The organism is Anderseniella sp. Alg231-50, from assembly GCF_900149695.1.
Lineage (GTDB): Bacteria > Pseudomonadota > Alphaproteobacteria > Rhizobiales > Aestuariivirgaceae > Anderseniella.
Genome location: NZ_LT703007.1, coordinates 147,465 through 172,033, shown reverse-complemented (window position 1 = coordinate 172,033; position 24,569 = coordinate 147,465). Strand labels below are relative to the sequence as shown.

The following is a 24,569-nucleotide window of genomic DNA, read 5'->3' as shown; positions in this document are numbered from 1 at the left end:
TGATCAGTCGAGCGCTTCAGCGGCTTTCAACACATCCTCGGCATGACCGGCTACTCTCACTTTGCGCCAAACCTTGGCCACCTTGCCATCTGCATCAATCAGGAATGTCGAGCGTTCAATGCCGAAGTATTTGCGCCCGTACATCGCCTTTTGAACCCACACGCCGAAGGCTTTCAGCGTGTCCAGTTCAGGGTCGGAACCCAATGTGATGTCCAGGTCATGCTTGGCAATGAACTTGTCATGCTTGTGAACCGGATCGGCAGATATGCCGACAACTCTGGTATCGGCTGCCTCGAAGGCGGATTTGAGTTGAGTAAAGGCGATCGCCTCCTTGGTGCAGCCCGGTGTATCATCTTTGGGATAAAAGTAGATCACTGCCTTGTGACCCTTGAGATCGTCACTGGAAATCCTGGAAGATGCTTCAGCGTCAAGGTTGAACTCCGGCATCGCCTGGCCTGATTCTAGTTGAGTGTTCATCGCCAAAGAGACTTTCTTGGTAAATAGTTGATAAAGGACTGGTCGTTTACACTCTTTGACGCCGAAATTGGGTTTTTTGTAGATGGTATGGCGATTTTTACACCGGGTTGTATAAGCGCATGATATTAGGTCACAATTGGGCCTTAACCGAGTGTAAGGTGGACCCAATGACTTCCATGCTCGCATGGGAGATAATGATCATCGCTGGGACTAGCGGTTTCGGGGCTTTGCCACCGGAACAGAAAAGAGCGGAAATTTGGCCAGCCGGGCACTAAAAGGCATAGCCTGGGTAACAGCTGCACTCGCCGTGATGCTTATCGCGGCGGTGGTGTATGTCGTGATTGCGCTGTCTTCCGGGCCGCTGAGCGTTGGATTTCTTACAGATGTGGTGGAAGACAGGGTCAGTGACTCTATCCCCGGCCTGAAGGTCGAATTGGGTGGCGTCGTGATCGAGCGCGGCAGCAATGGCGGGCATCCGACATTGCGGTTGGCCAATGTCCGGTTGAGCGATACCAATGGCAATCTGATTGCGCGCGCGCCGCGCGCAGCAATCGCTGTTGATATCGGAGAAATACTGACTGGAAACGTAAAGCCCAAGAAGCTCGAACTTATCGGTGCCCGCATTCTGGCCCGGCGCGATGCCGACGGCAATATCGCGATGGGTTTTTCCGCGGACGCCGAGACAACCGGCAAGTCGGATGTTGGCGAGCAGTCAACACAACCGATTGTGCAGCCTGACAGCCAGGACAGTGGTTCTACCCAGTCAATCGTGGAGACAATCAACCAGCTGCTGCAGGATAAGAATAATGATCCGGGCACCAGATCGCTGGAGGCGATTGAGGTCACCGAGGCGCAAATCTCGTTCAAGGATGAAATTCAAAATCAGCTTTGGCTGTCTCCTCGCGCTAACCTTCGCTTCAAGCGCGCCGAAGGCGGTTTTGCCCTGTTCATGGATGCCGACATTTCCGCGGACGGCCCGACATGGCGTACGGAGGTGCTGACAACCTATCGCACCGATTCAAGCGTTTTCAAGGTTGTCGCCAAGGTCGACGGCGTCACTCCGGCCGATGTTGCCCGCAAATTGTTTGCATTCAACCAGCTTGCCAATATCGACCTGCCGATGTCAGGTGAAATGGAGTTTTCCCTGTCTAACACCGGGGAAATGCTGGCAGGAGCCGGTGTGTTATCCGTGAAAGCCGGCAAAGTCTCGTTTCCGGGATACATCTCCGACCCGGTTCTGATCGAAGAAGGCTTGCTGCGCCTGAAGTTCGAACCGAAGACCGGTCACCTGTCGATAGACAACTCGACTCTTGTCATCCGCGGCGCTGAAGCCCGTTTTAACGGCCGGTTTGCACCGGTCCGCAACGAGCAGCAGGAGGTGATTGCCGCCCGCATCGAACTGGAAGCGCAAAACCTCAATATCGATACCCCTAATGCAGGCGCAGACCGCAGTGTGATCGACCAGTTCAAACTGAGTGGGCAGGCGCTGTTCGACGAGCGCCGTTTTCTGGTCGATGACCTGCTTGTACTGTCCAGCGATGGCGGGGTGCGGGTCCGGGGACAATTTGTGGCCGATGGAGATGCAGTGGGGGTGTACATGGCTGGTCGCGGCAGGTCGGTTCGCCACGATCTGATCCGCAAGTTGTGGCCACCTGTTATAGCGGCACAATCGCGCAAGTGGTATCGGGAGAACCTGAGAGACGGTGTCGTGGAGGATGCCGAGTTCCGGGTGAAACTGTCAGGAGACCAGATCAAGAAGGCATTGGACGGCGAGCCTTTGCCAGTCGATGCGGTGGACCTGAAGTTCAACGCAACAGGTGTGGAATTCACCTACGCCGACGACCTGCCGCCGATGTCCAGGGCGAAAGGCCGGTTCCATCTGACCGGCCAGGTGTTTGGTATCGCGGTCGAGGAAGGCACAATCCCCTTGCCGTCGGGCAAATCCCTCAGCGTCACCGGCGGGAACATGCAGATCACCAAACTCGCATTGCCGATTTCTCCGGCAACATTGAATCTGAATTTGGAAGGCGATGTTGGTGGATTTCACGAGTATGCCGACCTTCCGCCGCTGGCGCTGGTCAGCGGCTCGAGTTTCGACCTGGACTCCGTCAGCGGCCGCGGTGTGGTTGACCTCAGATTGGCGATGCCTCTCAAACCCGGCATTACGTCAGCGGATTTTGCCGTTTCTGCAACAGCGAAGCTTGTTGATGGACAGATCAAGAATGCGATAGAGGGCATTGATATTACCAATGCCCAGATTGACCTGCTTCTGGATGACACCATCATCACTGGCAAGGGCACGGCGAAACTGGGAGAAAAGAACGCCCGGTTGACATGGCGCCGGCCACTCAGCAAAAGCTCAAATGCCGATGAAGACATGACGATTTCGGCCACCTTGACTGATGCCGACAGACAAAAGCTGGGAATTGAGCTTGAGCCGTTTCTGACCGGGCCTACGCGGTTGAAAGTGTCCATGGTGCGCCGTGGTTCGCAGATCGTGTCGGCAAAGGTTGATGCAGACCTGTCCAAGGCGACCATGGCCGTTGATGCCATCGGTTGGTCCCGCAAGCCGACCAAGAACACCAAGGCCAGTTTCACGGTCGGCCTGAACGATAATAAATTCATCCTGCTCGACAAGCTTTCCGTCACCGGCGGGCAGCTCAAGATACTTGGCAAAGTGCGCATAAACCGCAAGACCAACAGTCTCCAGGATGCCTCGTTCCCGCGTTTCATCCTCAGCAATACAAATCAGCTGGCACTGGAAATAGACAAGTCGTCTGGCGCGTATCAATTGGGCGTTGGTGGAGCCAGTTTGGATGCCCGGCCGCTGATATCCCGCATGATGTCCAGCAAGGTCGGTGGCCGCAGCAGCCTGAAGGAGCCGCCGGTGTCCATCAATACGAATATCAGTCGTATTTATGTCCACCGGGGCGAAGTGATCAACAACCTGCAGGGTCGGCTGGCAACGTCAGGCGGCGCTGTCCAGTCCGCGGAAATAAGAGGGAAGTATCAGAACGGTGCGCCGATCACCATGCGGATTACCCGGGACAATAACGGGCAGCGGCGGATGCGGGTGACGGGCAGGGATGCGGGCGCGTCATTGCGCGCGACCAACCTCTATTCAAAGATTTCTGGCGGCACCATCGACTTTGGCGCCATTCTTGGAAATCCCGGCCAGGGCGCCATTCAACGTGGCCTGCTGGAAGTCCGCAATTTCTCGGTTCGGAATGAGGTTGCGTTGTCACAGATTGACAATACGGCGCGCCGCGCCGGGCGGAACGCGGGCCCCCGGAGAAATGGCCTGCGTTTGTCACGGCTGTCGGTGCCGTTTTCGGTCGACAACAGTTTCGTCCGTATCGGCGATGCTCTGGTCCAGGGCCCTGACATTGGCGCATCGGCACAGGGCATTATTCGCAAGAACGACCTGGCCATGGATATTGGCGGTACAATTATTCCCGCATACGCCCTGAACTCGGCAATTTCAAACGTGCCCGTGCTGGGTGACGTCCTGACTGGTGGCAAGGGGCAGGGGGTGTTCGGTTTGAATTTCGCTCTGAAAGGCTCCATGAACAGGCCCCGCTTTCTGGTCAACCCGGTGTCTGCCATTGCGCCGGGCATTTTCCGTAACTTGTTCAATATTGGCGGTGGCCAGACCAATTCCGATGGTACTGCCCGCGGTACCCGGCAACAGCGCGGATCTGTTCTGCGGCAGACAACGCCACAGCAAAACCAGAGGGCGCGACAGCAACAACTGGATTCCACCAAGTAAGAGTTGTTGTCAGGTCGGCCCAGGCGTGCATGGCAGGCGTCAGTCGCGCTTCACCAGTGCATGGCGCTTTTTGCCCAGCGATATTTTCATCAAGCCGTCCGCATTGAAGTCGGCTTCGCCCGCGATATAACCGGGGTCGGAGATCTTTGTATCGTTCACGCTCACTGAATTGCCGGTGACGGCGCGGCGCACTTCACCATTGCTGGCGCCGAGTCCCGCAGCCACAAACAGCGACAGAAGACCATCTCCCGGGTTGCCTGAAATCGTCGGCAGGTCTTGTGCCAGCCCGCCTTGCTCAAAGGTTTTCTGGGCCGTGGCCGCAGCCGCGTCGGCGGCATCGCGGCCGTGCAGCAGGGCTGTCGCCTCGTTCGCCAGCACCTTCTTGGCTTCGTTGATCTCTGCGCCGTCCAGTTTTTCAAGCTTGGCAATCTCATCCATCGGCAAGGTGGTGAACAGTTTCAGGAAACGCGCAACATCACCGTCTTCGGTATTGCGCCAGTATTGCCAGAAATCCCACGGGCTGAACTGTTCTGCGTTGAGCCAAACTGCTCCTTGCGCCGTTTTACCCATTTTCGCGCCTGACGAGGTGGTCAGCAAAGGTGTGGTCAGGGCATAAAGCTGATGCGTCCCCATGCGCCGGCCCAGATCGACACCGTTGACAATATTGCCCCACTGGTCCGAACCGCCCATCTGCAGGTTGCAGCCATACCGCCTGGCCAGTTCGACATAGTCGTATGACTGGCACACCATGTAATTGAACTCGATGAAACTCATTTCCTGTTCGCGTTCCAGCCTCAGGCGAACAGAATCCATGGTCAGCATCCGGTTCACCGAGAAATGGCGGCCAACATTGCGCAACATGTCGATATAGCTGAGTTCCAGCAACCAGTCGGCGTTGTCGACCATGATCGCATCGGTCTGGCCGTCACCAAATTGAAGTACCTGGTTGAAGACGCCCCTGATCGATGCCTTGTTGGCTTCAATTTCTTCCGGCGTGCGCATGGCACGGGTTTCGTCCTTGCCGGACGGGTCTCCGACCATGGTGGTGCCGCCGCCCATCAGGGTGATGGGCTTGTTGCCGGTTTCCTGCAGCCAGTGCAGCATCATCATGCTGAGAAAATTGCCGATATGCAGCGATGGCGCGGTACAGTCATACCCCACATAGGCAATGACCTCGCGCTTCGCAGCAAGCGCATCCAGCCCGTCAAAGTCTGAACACTGGTGAATGAAACCGCGCTCGTCGAGCACGTTGAGAAAGTCGGATTTATAGGTCATGTAAACACTCTTGTGATAGGATGTACGCCTCATAGCATGACGAGGACGAATGGCAAATCCAATCACGGCAATCGGTTTGATGAGCGGCACATCAATGGACGGCATCGATGTGGCCATGATCCGCACCGATGGTGAAAGCATGGTCGAAGCCATGGCTTTTGAGGCAGTTGATTATGATGCTGCGCAGAGGGCCATGCTGAGTGAGGCGATGGCTCTTTCCGCCGCCTTGCAGGCGCGCGACTCGCGGCCGGGGAAACTGTCGGCGATCGAGGAAGACATTACCCGCTGGCACGCTGACGCGATTGACTGGTTCTGCGACAAGCATGGTGTTGGCAAGACAGGTGACATTGTGGTCGGGTTTCATGGTCAGACGGTGCTGCACCGTCCGGAGGCCGGGCTGACCGTTCAGCTCGGAGACGGGCAATCGCTGGCAAATTCAACGGGGCTGAAGGTCGTGGCAGATATGCGTGCAAACGATATGGTCCACGGCGGGCAGGGCGCGCCCCTGGCATGCGCCTATCATGCGGCCATGGCGGCCCACGTGCCGGGCAGGCCGACAGCTTTCGTGAATATTGGCGGGGTCGGGAACATAACCTTCGTTGATGAGACTGGTGAGTTGCTGGCCTTCGATACCGGGCCGGGCAACGCATTGATGGATGACTGGTGCCTGCAGCATACGGGCAAGCCCGTCGACGTCGACGGCGCACTGGCACGAACCGGCACGGTGGATGAAGATGTTCTCGCCGAACTCCGCCGTCATGAGTATTTTCAGGAAGCGCCGCCGAAATCACTGGATCGGGCGGGTTTCAACCTGGACCCGGTAAACGGCCTGAACCCTGCCGACGGAGCAGCGACGCTGGTGATGTTTACCGCGCATACTATTGCCGATGCCGTAAGCTGGTGCGGCAAGACCCCTGCCTATTGGGTGATCTGCGGAGGCGGCCGCAAGAACCGGTTTCTGATGGAATGCCTGGCCAGCCTGATAAATGCACCAGTGGTGCCGGCCGAAGCCATTCACACCGACGGAGATGCCGTAGAAGCGGAAGCCTGGGCATACCTGGCTGTGCGGTCCGTGCGCGGACTTCCATTGACCTGGCCCGGCACGACGGGAACCAGCGAACCCGTAACCGGCGGACTGGTGTTTGTTCCTGCCGACGCGGGCTAGGAAGGGTCAGGCGTCGTCCCGGCTATTCCTCTTTCAGTTCCACCTCGAGACGCTTGTCGAGGTAATCCGCACAGATGTCCGTCAATTCCGGAATCTTGCCTTCAAAAAAATGATTGGTGTCGGGCATCACTTCATGATCGATCTTGATGCCCTTCTGGGTCTTCAGCTTGGCGACAAGGGCATTGATGGAATCAGCCGGGGTGACGGTGTCATACTGGCCGTTGACGAACAGGCCCGATGCCGGGCAGGGCGCCAGGAACGAGAAGTCATAGTGCTTTGCCAGTGGTGCGATTGAGATGAAGCCTGCAATTTCCGGGCGCCGCATCAGCAATTGCATGGAAATCCACGCACCGAAGGAAATGCCGACAATCCAGCAGGTTGCCGCTTCCTTGTTGTAGGTCTGCATCCAGTCAAGGGCGGCGGCTGCATCGGACAGTTCGCCGGCGCCGTTGTCGAACAGGCCCTGCGAGCGGCCGACACCGCGGAAATTGAACCGCAGCACCGAGAATCCACGGTCGCGATACATATAATAGAGGTCATGCACGATCGGGTTGTTCATCGTCCCGCCGAATTGCGGATGCGGATGCAGAATCAGGGCGATTGGCGAGCCGTGCTCCGGATTGTGATGATAGCGGCCTTCAATGCGACCGGCGGGTCCGTTAAAAATGACCTCTGGCATGCGTTTGACGTCCTGTCTTTAAAAGGGTTGCCGGGACACAGGTGACGAGGCAACGAGGATTTGACCTGCCTCATCTGCAATTGATGCAAAAACGCTGGATTTGGCGGGATTGAATTGTTGACTCTGCTTGTCGGGTATTCTATATCCAGTTTAGAACTATTCAAGAAACCGCCATGCACCGGAATCGTATCCCGGAAACGGGAGCTTAGGCGGGGTCTTACACAATTTGACAGCCGGAATGCAAGCTTTACGGGCATCGCGCAATTTGCCTGGACGTATTCCTGCGCCGATACAGCGAGTAACGACATGAAGCTCTCTACAAAAGGCAGATACGCAGTGATGGCCATGGCGGACATAGCCGCTCAGGCTGAAGGCACGCTGGTCCCGCTGGGAGATGTGTCGGAACGCCAGGACATCAGCCAGGAATATCTGGAGCAGCTGTTTGCCAAGCTTCGCCGCGCCGGTCTTGTGGAAAGCCAGCGTGGACCCGGCGGCGGATACAAGCTTGCGCGCCCGGCTGACCGCATAAATATTGCAGATATCGTGACGGCGTCGGATGAACCGATGCAGGTGACGCGCTGCCAGGGTGATGCCATTGACGGCTGTGTAAAAGGCGAAAAGTGCGTGACCCATGAACTGTGGGCAGCCCTTGGCCGGCAGGTCTACGGATTCCTGTCTGCAGTAACACTGGGCGACGTGGTCAACCAGCGCAACCTGGCGCTGGAAGCCTCGATCCGCCGTGCCAAGACACACCCCGTCAGCAACATGGCGCAGGGTTGAGCAGCGAAGCCCATGCGTACCTACCTTGACCATAATGCGACCAGCCCCATAAGGCCCGAAGCCCGCGAGGCAATGCTTGCCGCGCTTGAGCTTCAGGGAAATGCATCATCGGTGCATGAGGAAGGCCGCAAGGCACGTGCGCTGATCGAGACCGCGCGTGACGAGGTTGCGCGCGCGCTCGGTACCATCGCACCGGCGATTGTGTTCACAGGCGGCGGTTCGGAAAGCTGTAATCAGGCACTTCGCTGCGTGAGTGTTGACCGTCTTGTCGTATCGGCAATCGAGCATCCCTGTGTGCTGGAGGCAGCTAAAGTGTCCGGCCTTCCGGTTGATGTACTGCCGGTTGATGAAAACGGTGTCGTTGATGTATCGGCGCTTGGCAATCTGCTTGGCAACGGTGACGGGCGGGCCCTGGTCTCCGTCATGCTGGCCAACAATGAAACCGGTGCCATTCAGCCGGTTCGCGATGTTGTCGCGGTGGCGGGCGAACATGATGCCCTGGTGCATTGTGATGCGGTGCAGGCGTTCGGCAAGCTGCCGGTGAATTTTGGATTGCTGGGCGTGGACCTGCTCAGCGTTTCAGCCCACAAGCTCGGTGGCCCGCAGGGCGTCGGCGCGCTGGTGATACGCGATGGATTGCCGGTGTCCCCGCTGGTTGCCGGCGGTGGCCAGGAACTTCGGCGCCGGGCCGGCACCGAGAATATAGCCGGTATCGCCGGATTTGCGGCCGCCGTTCGGGCCGCAGGCAAAACTGAATCTGATTTCAAGGGGTTGCAGGCGAAACTTGAATCAGCCCTGGCGTCTGGTCCAGGTGAGGTTGTGGTGTTCTCGACCGGCGTTGACCGGCTGTCCAACACCGTGTGCTTTGCGCTCACCGGTCTTGAAGCCGATACCGCATTGATGGCTTTCGACCTGGATGGAATTGCAGTGTCATCGGGCTCTGCGTGTTCGTCCGGCAAGGTTCAGGCCAGCCATGTGCTCAAGGCAATGGGCGCAAGTGAAGCAACAACAAAATCGGCAATTCGGGTGAGCCTGGGATGGTCATCCACCGTAGAAGATGTGAACAGGTTTTCAGATAGTTGGCAGAAAATTGCCGGACGCCACGTGGCGCGTGCGGCGGCTGCCTGAGTGATTAGCAGGTAAGGAGAGAGGCGAGAATGCCTGATATTGAAACAATCGAGCGCGTCAAGGAAATTGACGTCGACAAGTACAAGTACGGCTTTGAGACGATTATTGAATCCGATACCGCGCCCAAGGGGCTCTCGGAGGACGTCATCAAGTTCATCTCCGCCAAGAAGGAAGAGCCGGAATGGATGCTGGAACAGCGCCTCGACGCCTATGCCCGCTGGCAGAAGATGGATGAGCCGGACTGGGCCAAGGTCAGCTATCCGAAGATCGACTTCCAGGACATCTATTTCTACTCCGCACCAAAGGGACAGACCGGGCCGAAGAGCCTGGACGAGGTTGATCCCGAACTGCTGCGGACATACGAAAAGCTCGGCATTCCGCTGAAAGAGCAGGAGCTTCTGGCAGGCGTGCGCAAGCACGACGAGCCGAGCACTCTCGATGAAGATGCCGGCCCATCCTACGCCTCCGGCAAGGTGGCCGTGGACGCGGTGTTTGACAGCGTGTCGGTGGTGACGACTTTCAAGAAGGAACTTGCCAAGGCCGGTGTCATCTTCTGCTCCATTTCTGAAGCCATTCGCGAGCATCCCGAACTGGTGAAGAAGTACCTGTTCTCCGTGGTGCCCCAGGGTGACAATTATTATGCGGCGCTCAATTCCGCCGTGTTCACCGATGGTTCGTTCGTGTTCATTCCCGAAGGTGTTCGCTGCCCGATGGAACTGTCGACCTATTTCCGCATCAACGCGGAAAACACCGGCCAGTTCGAACGCACGCTCATCATAGCGGAAAAGGGTTCTTACGTTTCGTACCTGGAAGGCTGTACCGCACCGATGCGTGACGAGAACCAGCTGCATGCTGCCGTGGTTGAACTGGTTGCCATGGAAGACGCGGAGATCAAGTACTCCACCGTGCAGAACTGGTATCCCGGCGACAAGGACGGCAATGGCGGTATCTACAACTTCGTGACCAAGCGTGCCGATTGCCGCGGTGACAACTCCAAGGTGTCGTGGACCCAGGTAGAAACCGGCTCCGCAGTAACCTGGAAGTATCCGAGCTGCATCCTGCGTGGGGACAATTCGGTGGGCGAGTTCTACTCGATCGCCATCTCCAACGGTCACCAGCAGGTCGATTCAGGCACCAAGATGATCCATCTCGGCAAGAACACGTCGAGCCGGATCATTTCAAAGGGCATTGCAGCCGGTCATTCCGACAACACCTATCGTGGCTTGGTGACAACCCACAAGAAAGCAAAGGGAGCCCGTAATTTCACCCAGTGTGACTCCTTGCTGATTGGTGACAAGTGCGGTGCTCACACGGTGCCATACATCGAATCGAAAACCCGCACCGCGACGTTTGAACATGAAGCGACCACGTCGAAAATTTCCGACGACATGATGTTCTACTGCCAGTCGCGCGGCCTCGACGAAGAAGAAGCCGTGGCGCTGGTCGTCAACGGGTTCGTGCGCGACGTGCTGCAGCAGCTGCCGATGGAGTTCATGGCCGAAACCCAGAAGCTGATCGGCATTTCGCTGGAAGGCAGTGTGGGGTAGCCGAAGCCATGTTCGACCGTCTGTTTCAGCCCCGCTTCGGCAGCCTGGAAGAATTCACCGCCAAGGCGCGCAAGATATTCCTTCTGACGCTGCCGTTCGGGGTTCTGTTCTGGGTTTTCGACATCGGAATCGGCGGAACCAGTGAAGGCGGCCGGGCCTGGCTGAACGTGCCGATGATTATCGGAGCAGTTGGATTTGTCGCTTGGGCCGCAGGCGGGTTGATGAAGATGATCAAAGGGACGCAACCGAAGTGAGTACCGTGCTGTACAGACCGGTTGGTAGCAAGGAGCTGAAGCTGATTGAAGACAGTAGCTGGAGTGCTTTTCCGCCAAGACTGCCGGAACAGCCGATTTTCTATCCGGTTACCAACGAGGACTACGCTGTGCAGATCGCGCGCGACTGGAACGTGAAACACAACGCTGACGGCAAGGGATATGTAACGAAGTTCGAAGTCGAGAGTGACTATCTGAACAGGTTTGAGAAGAAGGTCGTGGGTGGAAAGACCCATGAAGAATATTGGGTGCCGGCGGAAGATCTGGCTGAATTTAACGCAAACATTATCGGCAAAATCGCAGTGACGCACTCGTTTGCCAGGAATGACTAGGAAAACAGGGAATTACGAAAATGCTTGAAATCAAGAACCTGCATGTGAGCCTCGAGGAAGAGGACAAGCAGATTATCAAGGGTCTGGACCTGACCATCAATGCAGGCGAAGTGAATGCCATTATGGGCCCGAACGGCTCCGGCAAGTCCACTTTGTCCTATGTGCTGGCTGGCCGTCCCGGTTACGAAGTCACCGAAGGCTCGATCACCTACAACGGTGAAGACCTGCTGGAAATGGAAATCGACGAACGTGCCGCAGCCGGCGTGTTCCTGGCGTTCCAGTATCCGATTGAAATCCCCGGTGTAGCCACCATGCAGTTCCTGAAGGTGGCACTGAATGCCCAGCGCAAGGCGCGCGGCGAAAGCGAAATGACCACGCCTGATTTCATGCGGTTGGTACGCGGCAAGGCAGAGCAGCTGAACGTGACCACGGACATGTTAAAGCGCCCGGTCAATGTCGGCTTTTCCGGCGGTGAGAAGAAGCGTGCTGAAATCCTGCAGATGGCCGTGCTCGAGCCGGGCCTGTGTGTTCTGGATGAAACCGATTCCGGACTTGATATCGACGCTCTGCGTGTCGTTGCAGAAGGCGTCAACGCACTGCGGTCTCCGGAGCGCGCCATGCTGGTCATCACTCACTATCAGCGCCTGCTTGATTACATTGTGCCGGACAAGGTGCATGTCATGTCCGACGGCAAGATTGTGAAGTCGGGCGGCAAGGAACTGGCGCTTGAACTGGAAAAGGACGGTTACGCGGCATTTGCAGCGTAAGGCAGGATTGAAGTCATGACAGTTACCTTGATGAAAACACCGGCGGAAAACGCCTATACGGACGCCTTCAATCCGCAAGGTGCTTTGGCGGATGTGCGCAAGTCTGCGTTTGCGCAGTTTGCCGAAACAGGCTTGCCGCACCGGCGCATGGAAGACTGGAAGTGGACGGACCTGCGCCAGTTGATGTCCAGCCCGTTGCCGCCTGTCTCCGGAACCACTGCGTCTGCCGACACCATAGATGCGCTGATTGCGGCTTCGCCGTTCGGCGACGTTGCGCGCGCGCGCCTGGTGTTTGTGGATGGTGCCTTTGATGCAGACCGCTCAACCATGCCGGCCACCGGTGATGTTGAATTTGCCCGCCTTGGGTCTGGTGACCTGCCGGGCTGGATGTCGGAAAAGCTGGTCGCGGGATCAACGGACCCGATTGCCGCCCTCAACCTTGCTTACATGAGTGACGGTGCCGGTCTCAGGGTCAAGGCCGGGTCCGGCATGGACGCGCCGATTGAACTGTTGTTCGTGACCACTGCTGAACAGGCTGCCACCTACACGACCCGCAATGTGGTTGTGCTGGAAGAGGGTGCATCCGCAACCCTGATCGAAACCCATATCGGCGGCGCCGGTGAATATGTCCACAATGCCGTGACACAACTGCATATCGCAGACAATGCCCGGCTGGACCGGGTGAAGGTGCAGGAGGAAGGTCTTGAAGCGATTCACCTTTCCAATACCGAAGTGCATCTGGCCGACAGTGCCCACCTGAAGGATTTCACCCTGACCATTGGCGGACACGCCACCCGTCAGCAGGGGTTCATTACCTTTGCCGGTGAACATACCGAAAGCCACGTGTCCGGCGCCTTCCTGCTCACCGGCAAGCAGCATAACGATACCCGGCTGGTGATTGACCATGCCGTGCCGAACTGCCTGTCGCGCGAACTGTTCAAGTGCGTGATGGACGAAGCGGCCCGCGGCGTGTTTCAGGGCAAGGCGATCGTTCGCCGCGATGCCCAGAAAACCGATGGCAACCAGTCATCGCATGCCTTGCTCCTGTCGGATGACGCCGAGTTTGATGCCAAGCCCGAGCTGGAAATCTATGCCGATGACGTGGTCTGCGGCCACGGTGCGACATCCGGTGATCTGGACGAGAACCAGATGTTCTATCTGCGCGCACGCGGCATTTCCGAGACAGAAGCCAAGTCCATGCTGATCGGCGCCTTTGCCGCTGAAGCCTTCGACGACGTGGAAAGCGACGCGATCCGAGACGTGTTGGGTGAACTGGCCGAAGGCTGGCTGGCACGGCGGAAGGCGGGCTGAGGCAAGTGTCATGACCCGCATCACCCTCGATCATTGTGTGATCCACGTCTCCGACTGGGACAAGGCAAGGGCGTTCTATGTTGATGTCATGGGAGCTGAGGCGATTGAGTTTGGCAATGGCTACCAGTTCCGCTGGGGTGAGCAGCAGTTGAACATCCACGGACCGGATCAGCATGGTTCGCCGGTTGCCAAGCTGCCGGTGAAGCCCGGCAACAGTGATCTGTGCTTTCGCTGGCACGGACCGATTTCCGGTGCCATCGAACACTTGCAGGCGCATAACATCAAGATCGAGGAAGGCCCGAGCGAGCGACACGGCGCAATGGGCCAGGGTACCAGTGTTTATTTCCGCGATCCCGATGGATCGCTGATGGAGTTCATGTCTTATGAATGAGATAGCCAAGACCATTGAGCCCGCATCCGGGTATAATGTCGAAAAGATCAGGGCGGACTTTCCAATCCTGTCGAAGCCAGTCTATGGCGACAAGCCGCTGACCTATCTCGACAACGGCGCATCAGCGCAAAAGCCGCAAGTTGTGCTGGACCGGATCCAGACCGCCTATTCGGAAGAGTACGCCAATGTGCATCGCGGGCTGCACTACTTGTCGAATACCGCGACGCAAGCCTTCGAGGATGCCCGTGAAAGCGCCCGCCGCTTCCTCAATGCGCCGTCAACCGACCAGGTGATCTTCACCCGCAATGCGACCGATGCCATCAATCTGGTCGCCCAGAGTTTTGGCGGCATGGTCATCGGCGAGGGTGATGACATCGTCATTTCCATTCTTGAACATCACTCCAATATCGTGCCGTGGCATTTTCACCGCGAGCACCGGGGCGCCAACATCCGCTGGGTGCCGGTCGATGACGAAGGCACGCTGCATGTGGAAGATTTCATCAAGACACTGACACCGCGCACCAAAATGGTGGCGATTACCCACATGTCGAATGCTTTCGGGACAGTTGTGCCGATCAAGGAGATTATCGCGATTGCCCATGAACGCGGCATTCCGGTGCTGGTCGACGGGTCACAGAGCGCGGTCCACATGCCGGTGGATGTGCAGGATCTCGACGCTGATTTTTATGTTTTCACCGGTCACAAGACCTACGGACCGTCCGGCATCGGTGTCTTGTACGGCAAGAAGGAGTTGCTGGCCGGGATGCCGCCATACCAGGGCGGCGGTGAGATGATTATCGAGGTGACCGAGGATGGCGTGACCTACAATGATCCGCCGCACCGGTTTGAAGCAGGCACACCGGCCATCGTCCAGGCTATTGGACTGGGGGCTGCACTTGACTATATGGACAGTATAGGGCGTGAAGCTATCGCGGCACACGAAGCATCGCTGCTGCAATATGCCAACGAGCGCCTGGCGCACATCAATTCGCTGAAAATATTCGGCACGTCGCCGACCAAGGGCGCGATTATCTCTTTTGCCATGGAAGGTGCGCATGCCCATGACATATCAACCGTCATCGACCGGCACGGCGTGGCGGTTCGCGCCGGCACCCATTGCGCCATGCCGCTTTTGCAGAAATTTGGCGTGACAGCAACCTGCCGGGCGTCGTTTGGCATGTACAACAACACCGCAGATGTTGATCGGCTGGCAGCAGCGCTTACATCTGCACAGAAGATGTTTATGTGATAGGGTTTAAATCATGACTGATACAAGCACATCATGCGCTCCCGCACCTGTTCCAGAGACAGTTGAAGCGGAACACCAGGACCCGGCGGTAACATCAGCTATACCGAAGGAAGAGCTCAGCCGGTTGACCGATGACATGATCGCGGCGATCAAGACCGTTTACGACCCGGAAATTCCGGTCGATATTTTTGAACTCGGGCTGATTTACAAGATCGATGTCGAGGATGACCGCTCGGTGAAGGTCGATATGACGCTGACCGCGCCAGGCTGTCCCGTGGCTGGCGAAATGCCGGGCTGGGTGGCCGACGCGGTACGCACCGTCGAAGGTGTCATGGATGTCGATGTGCAGCTGGTTTTCGACCCGCCGTGGGATCCGTCGCGCATGTCGGATGAAGCGCGTGTCGCTCTGAACATGTGGTGAGGTGAAATGACTGCTATTGAAGTAAATACCTCAAACACCCGCGCCATGCCGGCGGTACTGTCATTGACAGATGCGGCAGTTGAGCGGATCAAGCACCTGATGGCCCGGTCCGAAAAGGATACCGGCGGCCTGCGCATCGGCGTCAAGAACGGTGGCTGTGCCGGTATGGAATACACCATGGACTTCGTTGATGAACCCGACAAGTTTGATGAGGTGATCGAAGACAGGGGTGCCCGTGTCCTGATCGAGGCAAAGGCAATCCTGTTCCTGTTCGGCACCACGATGGACTATGAAGTCACCAAATTGCGGTCAGGCTTTGTGTTCAACAATCCGAACCAGACCAGCGCCTGCGGATGTGGCGAGTCTATTGAGTTGACGCCTGTATCCGCCGACGTGCTGCAGCGCGGCTGACCCGCTTTCCGCTGTATTCAGATATTTAGATGACCGGACGTGCCAGGAAGGCCGGCATGTTTTCTTCGGTGAACATGGACGGTGTGTCGTCGTGATCATTGTCACGGCCTTTGCCGCCTCGGCCACGGCCTCTGCCGCCGCGCTCGCGCTGCGGCTTTTCTTCTGAGTGACGCTTTTCAGGTTTGGCTTCAGCGCTGGATTGTTCCTGCTTTTCAGCCACGTCGACCTTTTCTTCCGCCTTTTTGGGTTTCGATTTCTTCGCGGGAGCCTTCGCCTTCGCTTTCGGTCCGGCTGACTTGCTGCCACGGCGGCGTTTGCCTTTTGAGGCTATGGACTCCGCGATTTCCTCGTCGGTAGGCGCTTCGCCATCCCAGTCGATGGGCTTCTTGATCAGGTCTTCAATGTCCTTGATCGCCCGAAACTCTTCCCACTTCACCAGCGTGTAGGCATTGCCCAGCCGGCCGGCACGGCCGGTACGGCCAATGCGGTGCACGTAGTCTTCCGAATGCGTCGGCACGTCATAATTGTAGACATGGCTGACGTCCGGAATGTCGAGACCGCGGGCGGCCACGTCGGAAGCGATCAGGTAGGTTATGTCGTTGTTGCGGAATGCATCCAGCGTCTTCAGTCGTGCGCGCTGGTCCATGTCGCCATGCAATGCACCGCAGGAAAACCCGTGCTTCTGCAATGATTTTTCCAGGACCGCGACGGTTGTCTTCCGGTTGGCAAAGATGATGCCGTTTTTGACATCGTCGGCATGTCCGCGCATCAGGTCGCGCAACGCATCGCGCTTTGATGTGTCGTCGGAAGGCGCATAGACCGCGCGCTGGGTAATGGTTTCTGCCGTGGATGACAGTGCCTGCGCCTTGATTTCAACCGGGTTGTGCAGGAACTGGTTGGTCAGGCGCTGGATTTCAGGCGGCATGGTGGCCGAGAAAAACAGCGTCTGCCGGGTGATCGGCAACAGCTTGGCGACGCGCTCGATATCGGGAATAAAGCCCATGTCGAGCATGCGGTCTGCTTCATCGACAACGAAAATCTCGATATGGGTGAGCATCAGCTTGCCGCGCTCCACATGGTCGAGCAGGCGGCCCGGTGTTGCGATCACAACATCTGCGCCACGATCGATCTTGCGGTTCTGTTCTTCGAAAGACACACCGCCCATGAGCAGGGCAATGTTCAGCTTGTGGTTCTTGCCGAGCAGTTCAAACGCTTCATGGACCTGTGCTGCCAGTTCCCTGGTCGGTTCCAGGATAAGCGTGCGCGGCATGCGCGCGCGGGCGCGTCCCTTTTCAAGAATGTTGAGCATTGGCAGCGTAAACGCCGCTGTCTTGCCCGAACCCGTCTGGGCCAGGCCCAACACATCCTTGCGCTCGAGCGCGGGTGGAATGGCTTCTGCCTGAATTTTCGTAGGTTCGGAAAAACCGGCGTCGGTGACCGCGCCGAGGACCTTTTCGCTAAGGCCAAGTGTATCGAATGTCATTAAGTTCTATAGACCGTTCTATAAGCGCTGCACGGGCTGGCGGATATTTTTCGCCGCGCCCCATGTAGCTGGTTGATGTGCCGGGACCAGACCGGATGTCTGTGTCCTCTTTTACGGCACCTCACGCCTGGCGCCGAAACGTATGCGCCTTGTATGGGGATTCGCGGCCAAAATGTCAAACTATACCAAAGAAGGTGGTTATTGACCCCTTTTGACCGGTTTTTCGGGTTTGTCGGCTAGGCATGCTTCACGCCTTGGTCTGGTTGACCACAAGTGGAGCATAACGACGCCCGGCGGACCCGAAAGGCCGGCCTCTGGTGGGCCAAATCCGTCCGTCTGGTGCGTTGCGGCGCTTGCCCGATGCACCGCATCGCGCTGCGTACCGCGCCTGTCAGAGTGGACGGATTTGTCTCCATCAAAAGGGTCAATAACCACCTTCTTTGGTATATTGCGCCTTGCGTCATTTTGAACGGGGTTAATCGGTTCTCAATAGTGCATCGGCAGCCCGCTTCCAGGGTGTGAAGGCGTCGGCTTCATGCAGTACTTCCAGCCCCTTCAGCGTGAACGAGCGCGGAGTGGCCAGTTCGGACACCAGTTGCGAGGTCGGCGTTGTCGGGCGTTCTCGCACCGTGGTGGCCGCTGCACGGGTCATCTGGGCCGTGAGCAGCCGGGCAACTTCAGGGTCAACGCCTTGTGCCGAAACCCAGTCGGACATCTGCGATATCAGTTCCTGCACCCAGCCGTAATAGCATGCAATGGTTGCTGCCGGCGCAAAGCTGTCTTCCTTTTTCAGGGCCAGCACCGGGCCGCACGATTCCAGCAGCTCCCGGCATTTCTGGTTTTCAGGGAACATCAGCGTGGGGCTTTCGGAAAACTGGGCTGCAACTACCGGCATGGCCATCACAAGGTCAGCCGGGGCAACGACAGGGGCAAGGTCTGACGACGGCAAACCGGCGCACAGGCTCAGGACCGTCTGGCCGTCGGCGAAGGTAAGCGCCTTGCATATCTCCACGGCGTCAAACGGGCGTACTGCAACAATGACCAGATCGGACCGGTCGACGATTGCCTGGTTGTCTGACAGGACCTCAACGCCGTACTGTTCCGCCAGTTCAGCTGATGTTTTGCGGCCGCGTTCTGAAACCAGGAAGCGGGAGCCGGTTTTGGCCATCGCCGGCATCATGTGCTTGATGAGATGGCCGGCGCCGATAATACCAATTGTCGTGGTCATTTTGTTTCCTTCAAAGCAGTGAGCAGGGCGGGGACCGCATCTTCGATTTCTCGGCAGACAAGGGCACCCGCCGCTGAGAGCTGGTCACCGACATCCACCGGCAGTGATGTGTTGGAGGTGTCCGGTACCTGGTTGAGACGGCCGCCGATCAGAACCGGAATCTGATTGCCAACCTGTTGGCGCAACGTATTGTAATAATTCAGCGCAACGCCGTTATAGGTGGACAATGCGATGGCGTCTGCCTGTTCGGCAAGAGCCGCTTCCGCCAGCGCCTGAGGTTCGACGGATGTGCCGCCGTCGAGCAGTGTGGCACCAGCGCTCGACAACACTTCGTCCAGTACCAGCTTTCCGTGTTCGTGCACATCCGTGGTGGCAGTGAGGATGCGCGGAGCCATGCCGGCCAGTGCCAGGCGGTCTCCTTGCGGTACGCGTGACAAGTGGGTCTGGGCCATCTCAGCCACTTCCTCGGCGATGTCGGACGGAATTCTGTCGTCCGCGGTCGCACACATCGTTTCCAGGCGCCTGCCGCCCAGGCGGCGGATCGCCAGCAACATCTCGAACGGGCTGTCCGTATCAATTCCTGCCGCGGTCAGGCAGTTCAGGGCATTGTCGAAGAAGGTTTTGCCGCCAGTTGTAATCCGGTCTGCCAGCGCGCGGGCAGGGGTGGTGTCCAGAAGCGGCATGTGCCGGGCCTCGTGGGTGGCGAGGCGGGCAGCGAACAACTGGGCTTCGATGACTTCTTCAACATCCGGGATGCGTTCGTTTTCCGACACCGGCACCGGATTGATCGCGTGGCCGGTCGGTTTCAGCAACTGCCCGGCAATGTCGATGGAGAGGTAACTCGACAGGCTGGCGAAGTTTTCTTCCCGCGATCCCCGGTAACTCGTCGTGTTGCCGTAGATCATGGTGCCGGGCGTGTCGGAAACAACGGCCAGCGCAAGATGGAAGGCGAGGCGGCGCACGGGGTCGGAAAAATGATGGCCCCAGCAATGGCTCATCTCGACACCGATCAGGGCGCCGATATGGCGTTCCAGCAGTACCGCGCCGAGCGCACTCGACAGGTCCCCGAACAGCGCAGCAAACCCGTCATCCAGGTTGGAATGCACCAGTACCGGTACCGGTTGTGCGGCGATCAGGGCGAGCGCAGTTAGGGTTGCTGTGGTGCACATCACATCGTCGGAATGGTTTTGCAGGCGAAAGGTGAAATACTGCCCGAGGTTGCCGATGCTGGTGGACCCGGCGCTGAGAGCAGCACAGGTGTTTTCAACAGACGCCGGGAACCCGAGCACGAAGTCCCCGAAATGCGGCGCCACCGGTGCTGCTTCAGTCAGTCTGACAAAATCTTCCGGTCCGTCCAGGATTAGGCCGGTGCCGCGCATGGCGTCACCGCGATCATCGCGCGGAATACCCATCGACCAGTCGAGACAGATACCGTACCGGTCAACAGTGACATTGTCTGCGGCACATCGCTCATGTATTTCAGCCCACGCGGCGCGGGATTTGATCGGATCGCGCCATCCGATCTGGGCGTGCTGCATAAGATTGCCGGCGGCAGTTCCTGTGCGTTTATACTCAGCCTCACTTGGAACGCCATGGTGTTTGAGGAAGGCTCCGGGCTGAACCTGCCACTCCTGTGCCAGGTCATGGCCGTGCCCGATCAATTCCTCGGTATCGGGTAAATCTTGCTCAGGCAATATATCCGTGCGGGTAAGCATTGCTAACGGTTAGTGCCTGCCACACCAGGAAGCAAGCGTGTGTGTTGACTGTCTGCAGCCTTATCCCGACCTGGCAGGGCACAAACAAATGGACGCCCCGCCGTGTTTGTTATTTACTTTCAGAAAACAGACATATTGGGAGGACACCATGGGCAGGAAAGCGGATTGGATAAAGGTCGGACGCTGCGCGGGAGCAACTGTCTTGGCACTCGGTATATTCATTGCAGCGCCGGTTTCATCACAGGCTGCGTCGGACCAGCAGAAGGCCCTGGTCGAACAGTCGAAGGCGCTGGTGCCGACCGGGCCCTGGCCGGCCGGTGACCAGAAAGGCATGGCAAACACACTGGGTGCCGGGACGTGGCTCAGGTGTTCCGCCCACATGGCCAACACGGCCTCCAAAGTCTATGAGCTCAATCATGTGCGCTCCAACACCATGCCGGCATCGCCGTTCGGCCGCCCCTTGTCTTATACCTATACGCCGTCTGTTTCGCTGCCCGGAACGCGCCATGTGTTCAACGGCGAGCAGGTCAATGGCGGAGAGCCGGGCGCGCAAGGAACGCAAATGGATGCGCTGGGCCATTTCGCCTATTACGACAAGGCCTGGAATGGCGAGGGCGAGGCGCCGCTGGGATCAGCGCAGTATTACGGCAATCACAGCCAGGCGGACGTGAAGCCGACGCCAGACTCACCATTGCTGAAGCTCGGCATCGAAAACGTGCCGCCGATCGTCACATCTGCGGTCCTGCTGGACGCGAAAAAGCATATGGGAGGCGGCAAAACTCTTGAACCGGGAACGCTGGTGACCAAAGCTGACATCGAGGCCATGGTCGCCGCCCAGGGGCTTGACTGGCGCGGCATCCTGCCCGGTGATGTCGTCTATATCTATACCGGCTGGGGAGACAACTGGTCTGATCCGGACAAGGACAAGAGCTATTACAGCAAGGGACCGGGGCTGGCGATCGATGCTGCAAAATACCTGGCCGAGCGCAAGATTGTTCTGCTGGCGCTCGATAATCCGTTCACCGACCCGGTTGCCGATGGCCAGCTTGCCCGCAAGAGCCCGCCGCCCCAGGGCATGGACCAGGGTTTGCCGTTCTTTATCCATCATTACAATCTGGCGGTCGCAGGCATCCATCAGATTCAGAATGCCAATCTGGGAGCCCTGGCCAAAGATCAGGTCTGGACCTCGTGCACGATGATCCTGCCGCTGCGCGAGAAGGGCCACGCAGGCTCACCGGTCCGGCCTGTGGCGATAGGCGTACCGGGCCAGTAACTGAACGAGAAAGACGAAAAGAAACCTTGGAGGAAATCATGAAACGATTGTTTGCCGGAGTTGCGCTTGCAGCCCTTATGTTTGTGCCCGCTGTCGCGGAAGAAGCGCGCCTGTCCGCCGTCAGTGCATTTGCCGAAGGAACCACGTTCTCGAAGAATTTTGAGCGCTTCATCGACAAGGCCAATGAACTCGGTAAAGGCAAGCTGCAGATCGACTACAAGGGCGGCGGCGGCAAGGTCATGAACCCGTTCCAGCTCGGTGACGCGGTCCGGACCGGCGTTGTCGACATCGGCAACCTGCCGGGCGCGTTCTATACCAAGCTGATGCCGGAAGCCGACGTGTTCAAGCTCTCCGCCTTCACCATCTCTGAAGAACGTGCCAACGGCGCGTGGGCGTTTACCAACGATCTGCACAAGAAGCGGATGAATGCCTATCATCTGGCCCGCCAGAAAGACTGTGTGCCGTTTCATCTCTATCTCAACAAGAAGATCGACAAGCGCGACCTGAAAGACCTGAAAATCCGCACCACGCCGATTTACCGGGCTTTCTTTTCCGCCATGGGCGCAAGCCTGATCCGGACCAAGCCGGGTGATGTCTACACGGCGCTTGAACGCGGAACGGTCGACGGATATGGCTGGCCGACCCAGGGGGTTCTTGATCTGGGCTGGCACGAAGTTACCAAGTATCGGGTCGATCCTGCTTTCTACCGGGCTTCGGTGGAAGTGATCCTGAATGACGATACCTGGAACAAGCTCGATGCCGACCAGCAGAAAATCCTGCAGGAGGCGGCAGGATTCATGGAAGGGCTGTGCGGTGAGGACCAGGAGGTCAATGCGGCTGAAATGAAGAAGCAGGCTGAAAAAGGCATTGAGACGATCACCTTCAGCGGTGCGGAAGGCGATGCCTATATCAAGCAGGCCTATGAAACCGGCTGGGCTGAATTCATCAAGGCCAACCCGGAAACCGGCCCGAAGCTGAAAGAACTCTTGAGCAAGTAACATTCGCCATCAGGTGGGCCGCACCCGCGGTCCACTGTCTTACCCGGAGCATTCCATTCGATGCAGGTCATCTCGAAGGTGCATGCCGCATTCGTCGGCATGTTGGGGTTTTCGGCTGGGGTTGCACTGGCGTGCCTGGCGGTCCTGATCACCATGGACGTGACCATGCGGAATCTCGGGCTCGGCAACTTTCCCTGGCTGCTGGAAGTGTCTGAATATGTGCTGTTCGCAGCAACCTTTCTGGCGGCACCCTGGGTCCTGCGCGAGAACGCCCACGTCCGGGTCGATCTGCTGCTGACCGCATTGCCCCGTGCGGCGGGCAGGTTGCTCGCCAACCTGGCGGATGTTCTGGGGCTGGTGATATCCGGTGTCCTGACCTGGTATGCGCTGCGTGTGACCGCAGACGCGCTGGAACGTGGTGACCTGATCTTCAAGGAACTCGTGGTTCCCGAGTGGCCATTCTTTGTGGTGGTCGTCGTCTCGGGGGTTCTGTTGATGGCGGAGTTCAGCCTGCGGCTGGCGAAGCAGGCAGCATAGGGAGGAAGAATTGGACTGGTCTTCCGCGCTTTTTCTGCTGCTTGGCACATTGCTGCTGCTGATGCTGACGGGCCTGCCTGTGGCATTCGCCTTCCTGGGCGTGAACCTGATAGGCGCTTTCGTGTTTCTGGGCGGCGAGGTCGGGCTGGATCAGGTGGTGCGCAACACCATCGCCTCGGTCAGCAATTTCTCGCTGGCACCCATCCCTCTGTTCCTGCTGATGGGGGAAATCCTGTTCCAGACCGGAGTGGCATTCGCCGCCATCAACGCCATCGACAAGCTGATCACCCGTGTGCCGGGAAGGCTGTCCATCGTCTCGGTGCTCGGGGGAACCATGTTTTCTTCCCTGTCCGGATCGACCATTGCCAACACAGCCGTGCTCGGCAGCGCACTGCTGCCGGACATGCTGAAGCGCGGTTATCATCCAACTCTTGCCATGGGGCCGATCATGGCGACCGGCAGCATCGCCATGCTGATCCCGCCATCAGCGCTGGCAGTGTTGCTGGGAAGCCTTGCAGGCATTTCCATTGCCAAGCTGCTGATTGCCGGCATCATTCCCGGCCTGATGATGGCGGCGAGCTTCCTGATCTATATCATCGTACGCTGTCGCGCTAATCCGGCTCTCGCACCCGCCTACGATGTCGAACCCGCCACCTTGTGGGAACGCTGGAAGCCACTGCTGACCCATGTCCTGCCCCTCATGGGGATATTCGTTGTCGTCGTCGGCAGTATACTGGGCGGCTGGGCGACACCGACGGAGTCTGCAGCCCTGGGAAGCGTGGCCTCTGCAATTGCGGCCATTGCTTATGGCAAGTTCACCCTGGCCGCGATGAAAAGGGCCATTGCCGAGACCGCCAAGATTTCCGTGATGATCCTGTTCATCATCGCGGCGTCTGTCACGTTTTCCCAGATACTGGCCTTTTCCGGTGCGGCGGACGGCCTGCTGAGGGTTATCACCGGCCTGGATTCAGGAACCATAGTACTGTTGCTGTCGATGCTGATTGTCCTTCTCGTGCTGGGCGCATTCATGGACCAGGTCAGCATGATCATGATCACGTTGCCGTTCTTCATCCCGCTGGCACAAAGTGCCGGCATTGATCTGTTGTGGTTCGGTGTCCTGATGCTGGTCGTCATGGAGATAAGCTTTACGACACCGCCGTTCGGACTGCTGATCTTCGTCATGAAAGGTGTCGCGCCACCCGAGATATCACTTGGCGAGGTCTATCGCGCGGCCATACCGTTTATTCTGCTTGCACTCGGGGTGCTGGCCCTGTTGATCCTGTTCCCCGACCTGACCACCTGGTTACCCAATCTCATCCGCCGCTGACGTGCTGGCAGAGATACATCCAAACGGAGAGCTG

General features: G+C 58.0%; 23 protein-coding genes. 17 read left to right on the top strand and 6 right to left on the bottom strand.

The window, feature by feature from the left end; all coding sequences use genetic code 11:
• Nucleotides 1-3: 3 nt before the first annotated feature.
• On the bottom strand, nucleotides 4-477 hold the full coding sequence (locus DHN55_RS20805; RefSeq protein ID WP_108883474.1) for a redoxin domain-containing protein: 474 nt from the start codon (nucleotides 475-477) through the stop codon (nucleotides 4-6).
• 307 nt (nucleotides 478-784) lie between these two features.
• Here DHN55_RS20805 and DHN55_RS20800 point away from each other — a divergent pair, with 307 nt between their 5' ends.
• The gene (locus tag DHN55_RS20800) at nucleotides 785-4,246 is read left to right on the top strand and encodes a hypothetical protein (RefSeq protein ID WP_443111147.1); all 3,462 of its coding nucleotides are present in this window, start codon (nucleotides 785-787) and stop codon (nucleotides 4,244-4,246) included.
• Between the two features lie 39 nt (nucleotides 4,247-4,285).
• On the opposite strand, the gene tyrS is transcribed toward DHN55_RS20800, so the two are convergent.
• Nucleotides 4,286-5,521 carry a tyrosine--tRNA ligase gene (tyrS, locus tag DHN55_RS20795; protein ID WP_108883472.1) on the bottom strand — a complete coding sequence of 412 codons (1,236 nt, stop codon included), beginning with the start codon at nucleotides 5,519-5,521 and terminating at the stop codon, nucleotides 4,286-4,288.
• Nucleotides 5,522-5,570: 49 nt separating this feature from the next.
• On the opposite strand from tyrS, the gene DHN55_RS20790 reads away from it, so the two are divergent.
• Nucleotides 5,571-6,686 carry an anhydro-N-acetylmuramic acid kinase gene (locus DHN55_RS20790; protein ID WP_108883471.1) on the top strand — a complete coding sequence of 372 codons (1,116 nt, stop codon included), beginning with the start codon at nucleotides 5,571-5,573 and terminating at the stop codon, nucleotides 6,684-6,686.
• Nucleotides 6,687-6,708: 22 nt separating this feature from the next.
• On the opposite strand, the gene DHN55_RS20785 is transcribed toward DHN55_RS20790, so the two are convergent.
• Entirely contained in the window at nucleotides 6,709-7,365 is a 657-nt protein-coding gene (locus DHN55_RS20785) for an alpha/beta fold hydrolase (RefSeq protein WP_108883470.1), read from the bottom strand.
• A 306-nt stretch (nucleotides 7,366-7,671) separates the two neighbouring features.
• Here DHN55_RS20785 and DHN55_RS20780 point away from each other — a divergent pair, with 306 nt between their 5' ends.
• From DHN55_RS20780 to sufA, 11 genes are read left to right on the top strand one after another with little or no spacing between them, the layout of a single operon-like run.
• Nucleotides 7,672-8,145, top strand: coding sequence for an Rrf2 family transcriptional regulator (locus DHN55_RS20780; RefSeq protein ID WP_108883469.1), 474 nt, complete (start codon nucleotides 7,672-7,674; stop codon nucleotides 8,143-8,145).
• Between the two features lie 12 nt (nucleotides 8,146-8,157).
• Nucleotides 8,158-9,273, top strand: a complete 1,116-nt coding sequence (locus DHN55_RS20775) for an aminotransferase class V-fold PLP-dependent enzyme (protein ID WP_108883468.1) — start codon at nucleotides 8,158-8,160, stop codon at nucleotides 9,271-9,273.
• Between the two features lie 29 nt (nucleotides 9,274-9,302).
• Entirely contained in the window at nucleotides 9,303-10,820 is a 1,518-nt protein-coding gene (gene sufB / locus DHN55_RS20770) for a Fe-S cluster assembly protein SufB (protein WP_108883467.1), read from the top strand.
• An 8-nt stretch (nucleotides 10,821-10,828) separates the two neighbouring features.
• The gene (locus DHN55_RS20765) at nucleotides 10,829-11,074 is read left to right on the top strand and encodes a hypothetical protein (protein ID WP_108883466.1); all 246 of its coding nucleotides are present in this window, start codon (nucleotides 10,829-10,831) and stop codon (nucleotides 11,072-11,074) included.
• Nucleotides 11,071-11,424: a hypothetical protein gene (locus DHN55_RS20760; RefSeq protein ID WP_108883465.1), complete on the top strand. Its 354-nt coding sequence runs from the start codon at nucleotides 11,071-11,073 to the stop codon at nucleotides 11,422-11,424. The genes DHN55_RS20765 and DHN55_RS20760 overlap by 4 nt, the downstream gene beginning before the upstream one ends.
• 20 nt (nucleotides 11,425-11,444) lie before the next feature.
• On the top strand, nucleotides 11,445-12,191 hold the full coding sequence (gene sufC / locus DHN55_RS20755; RefSeq protein ID WP_108883464.1) for a Fe-S cluster assembly ATPase SufC: 747 nt from the start codon (nucleotides 11,445-11,447) through the stop codon (nucleotides 12,189-12,191).
• A gap of 15 nt (nucleotides 12,192-12,206) precedes the next feature.
• Nucleotides 12,207-13,502, top strand: coding sequence for a Fe-S cluster assembly protein SufD (gene sufD, locus DHN55_RS20750; RefSeq protein WP_108883463.1), 1,296 nt, complete (start codon nucleotides 12,207-12,209; stop codon nucleotides 13,500-13,502).
• A 10-nt stretch (nucleotides 13,503-13,512) separates the two neighbouring features.
• Entirely contained in the window at nucleotides 13,513-13,893 is a 381-nt protein-coding gene (locus tag DHN55_RS20745; RefSeq protein WP_108883642.1) for a VOC family protein, read from the top strand.
• Complete coding sequence (locus DHN55_RS20740; RefSeq protein WP_108883462.1) at nucleotides 13,886-15,142, top strand: SufS family cysteine desulfurase; 1,257 nt, start codon at nucleotides 13,886-13,888, stop codon at nucleotides 15,140-15,142. The genes DHN55_RS20745 and DHN55_RS20740 overlap by 8 nt, the downstream gene beginning before the upstream one ends.
• Before the next feature lie 13 nt (nucleotides 15,143-15,155).
• Nucleotides 15,156-15,563 carry an SUF system Fe-S cluster assembly protein gene (locus DHN55_RS20735; RefSeq protein ID WP_108883461.1) on the top strand — a complete coding sequence of 136 codons (408 nt, stop codon included), beginning with the start codon at nucleotides 15,156-15,158 and terminating at the stop codon, nucleotides 15,561-15,563.
• A 6-nt stretch (nucleotides 15,564-15,569) separates the two neighbouring features.
• A complete protein-coding gene (sufA, locus tag DHN55_RS20730; protein ID WP_337660623.1) occupies nucleotides 15,570-15,974 on the top strand; it encodes a Fe-S cluster assembly scaffold SufA in 405 nt (134 codons plus the stop codon).
• A gap of 25 nt (nucleotides 15,975-15,999) precedes the next feature.
• Here the strand turns inward: sufA and DHN55_RS20725 are convergent, their stop codons facing one another.
• The 3 genes from DHN55_RS20725 to DHN55_RS20715 all read right to left on the bottom strand — a co-directional run bounded on the left by DHN55_RS20725 (nucleotide 16,000) and on the right by DHN55_RS20715 (nucleotide 20,379).
• Nucleotides 16,000-17,457, bottom strand: coding sequence for a DEAD/DEAH box helicase (locus DHN55_RS20725; protein ID WP_108883460.1), 1,458 nt, complete (start codon nucleotides 17,455-17,457; stop codon nucleotides 16,000-16,002).
• Between the two features lie 475 nt (nucleotides 17,458-17,932).
• A complete protein-coding gene (locus DHN55_RS20720; RefSeq protein ID WP_108883459.1) occupies nucleotides 17,933-18,685 on the bottom strand; it encodes an NAD(P)-binding domain-containing protein in 753 nt (250 codons plus the stop codon).
• Nucleotides 18,682-20,379: a hypothetical protein gene (locus DHN55_RS20715; protein WP_337660622.1), complete on the bottom strand. Its 1,698-nt coding sequence runs from the start codon at nucleotides 20,377-20,379 to the stop codon at nucleotides 18,682-18,684. The genes DHN55_RS20720 and DHN55_RS20715 overlap by 4 nt, the downstream gene beginning before the upstream one ends.
• 223 nt (nucleotides 20,380-20,602) lie before the next feature.
• Between DHN55_RS20715 and DHN55_RS20710 the strand changes: the two genes are divergently transcribed.
• From DHN55_RS20710 to DHN55_RS20695, 4 genes are read left to right on the top strand one after another with little or no spacing between them, the layout of a single operon-like run.
• The gene (locus tag DHN55_RS20710) at nucleotides 20,603-21,673 is read left to right on the top strand and encodes a cyclase family protein (protein WP_337660621.1); all 1,071 of its coding nucleotides are present in this window, start codon (nucleotides 20,603-20,605) and stop codon (nucleotides 21,671-21,673) included.
• A gap of 38 nt (nucleotides 21,674-21,711) precedes the next feature.
• Nucleotides 21,712-22,671, top strand: a complete 960-nt coding sequence (gene dctP, locus DHN55_RS20705) for a TRAP transporter substrate-binding protein DctP (protein ID WP_337660620.1) — start codon at nucleotides 21,712-21,714, stop codon at nucleotides 22,669-22,671.
• Between the two features lie 60 nt (nucleotides 22,672-22,731).
• Nucleotides 22,732-23,208: a TRAP transporter small permease subunit gene (locus tag DHN55_RS20700; RefSeq protein WP_108883457.1), complete on the top strand. Its 477-nt coding sequence runs from the start codon at nucleotides 22,732-22,734 to the stop codon at nucleotides 23,206-23,208.
• 10 nt (nucleotides 23,209-23,218) lie between these two features.
• Entirely contained in the window at nucleotides 23,219-24,535 is a 1,317-nt protein-coding gene (locus DHN55_RS20695; protein ID WP_108883456.1) for a TRAP transporter large permease subunit, read from the top strand.
• Nucleotides 24,536-24,569: the final 34 nt, after the last annotated feature.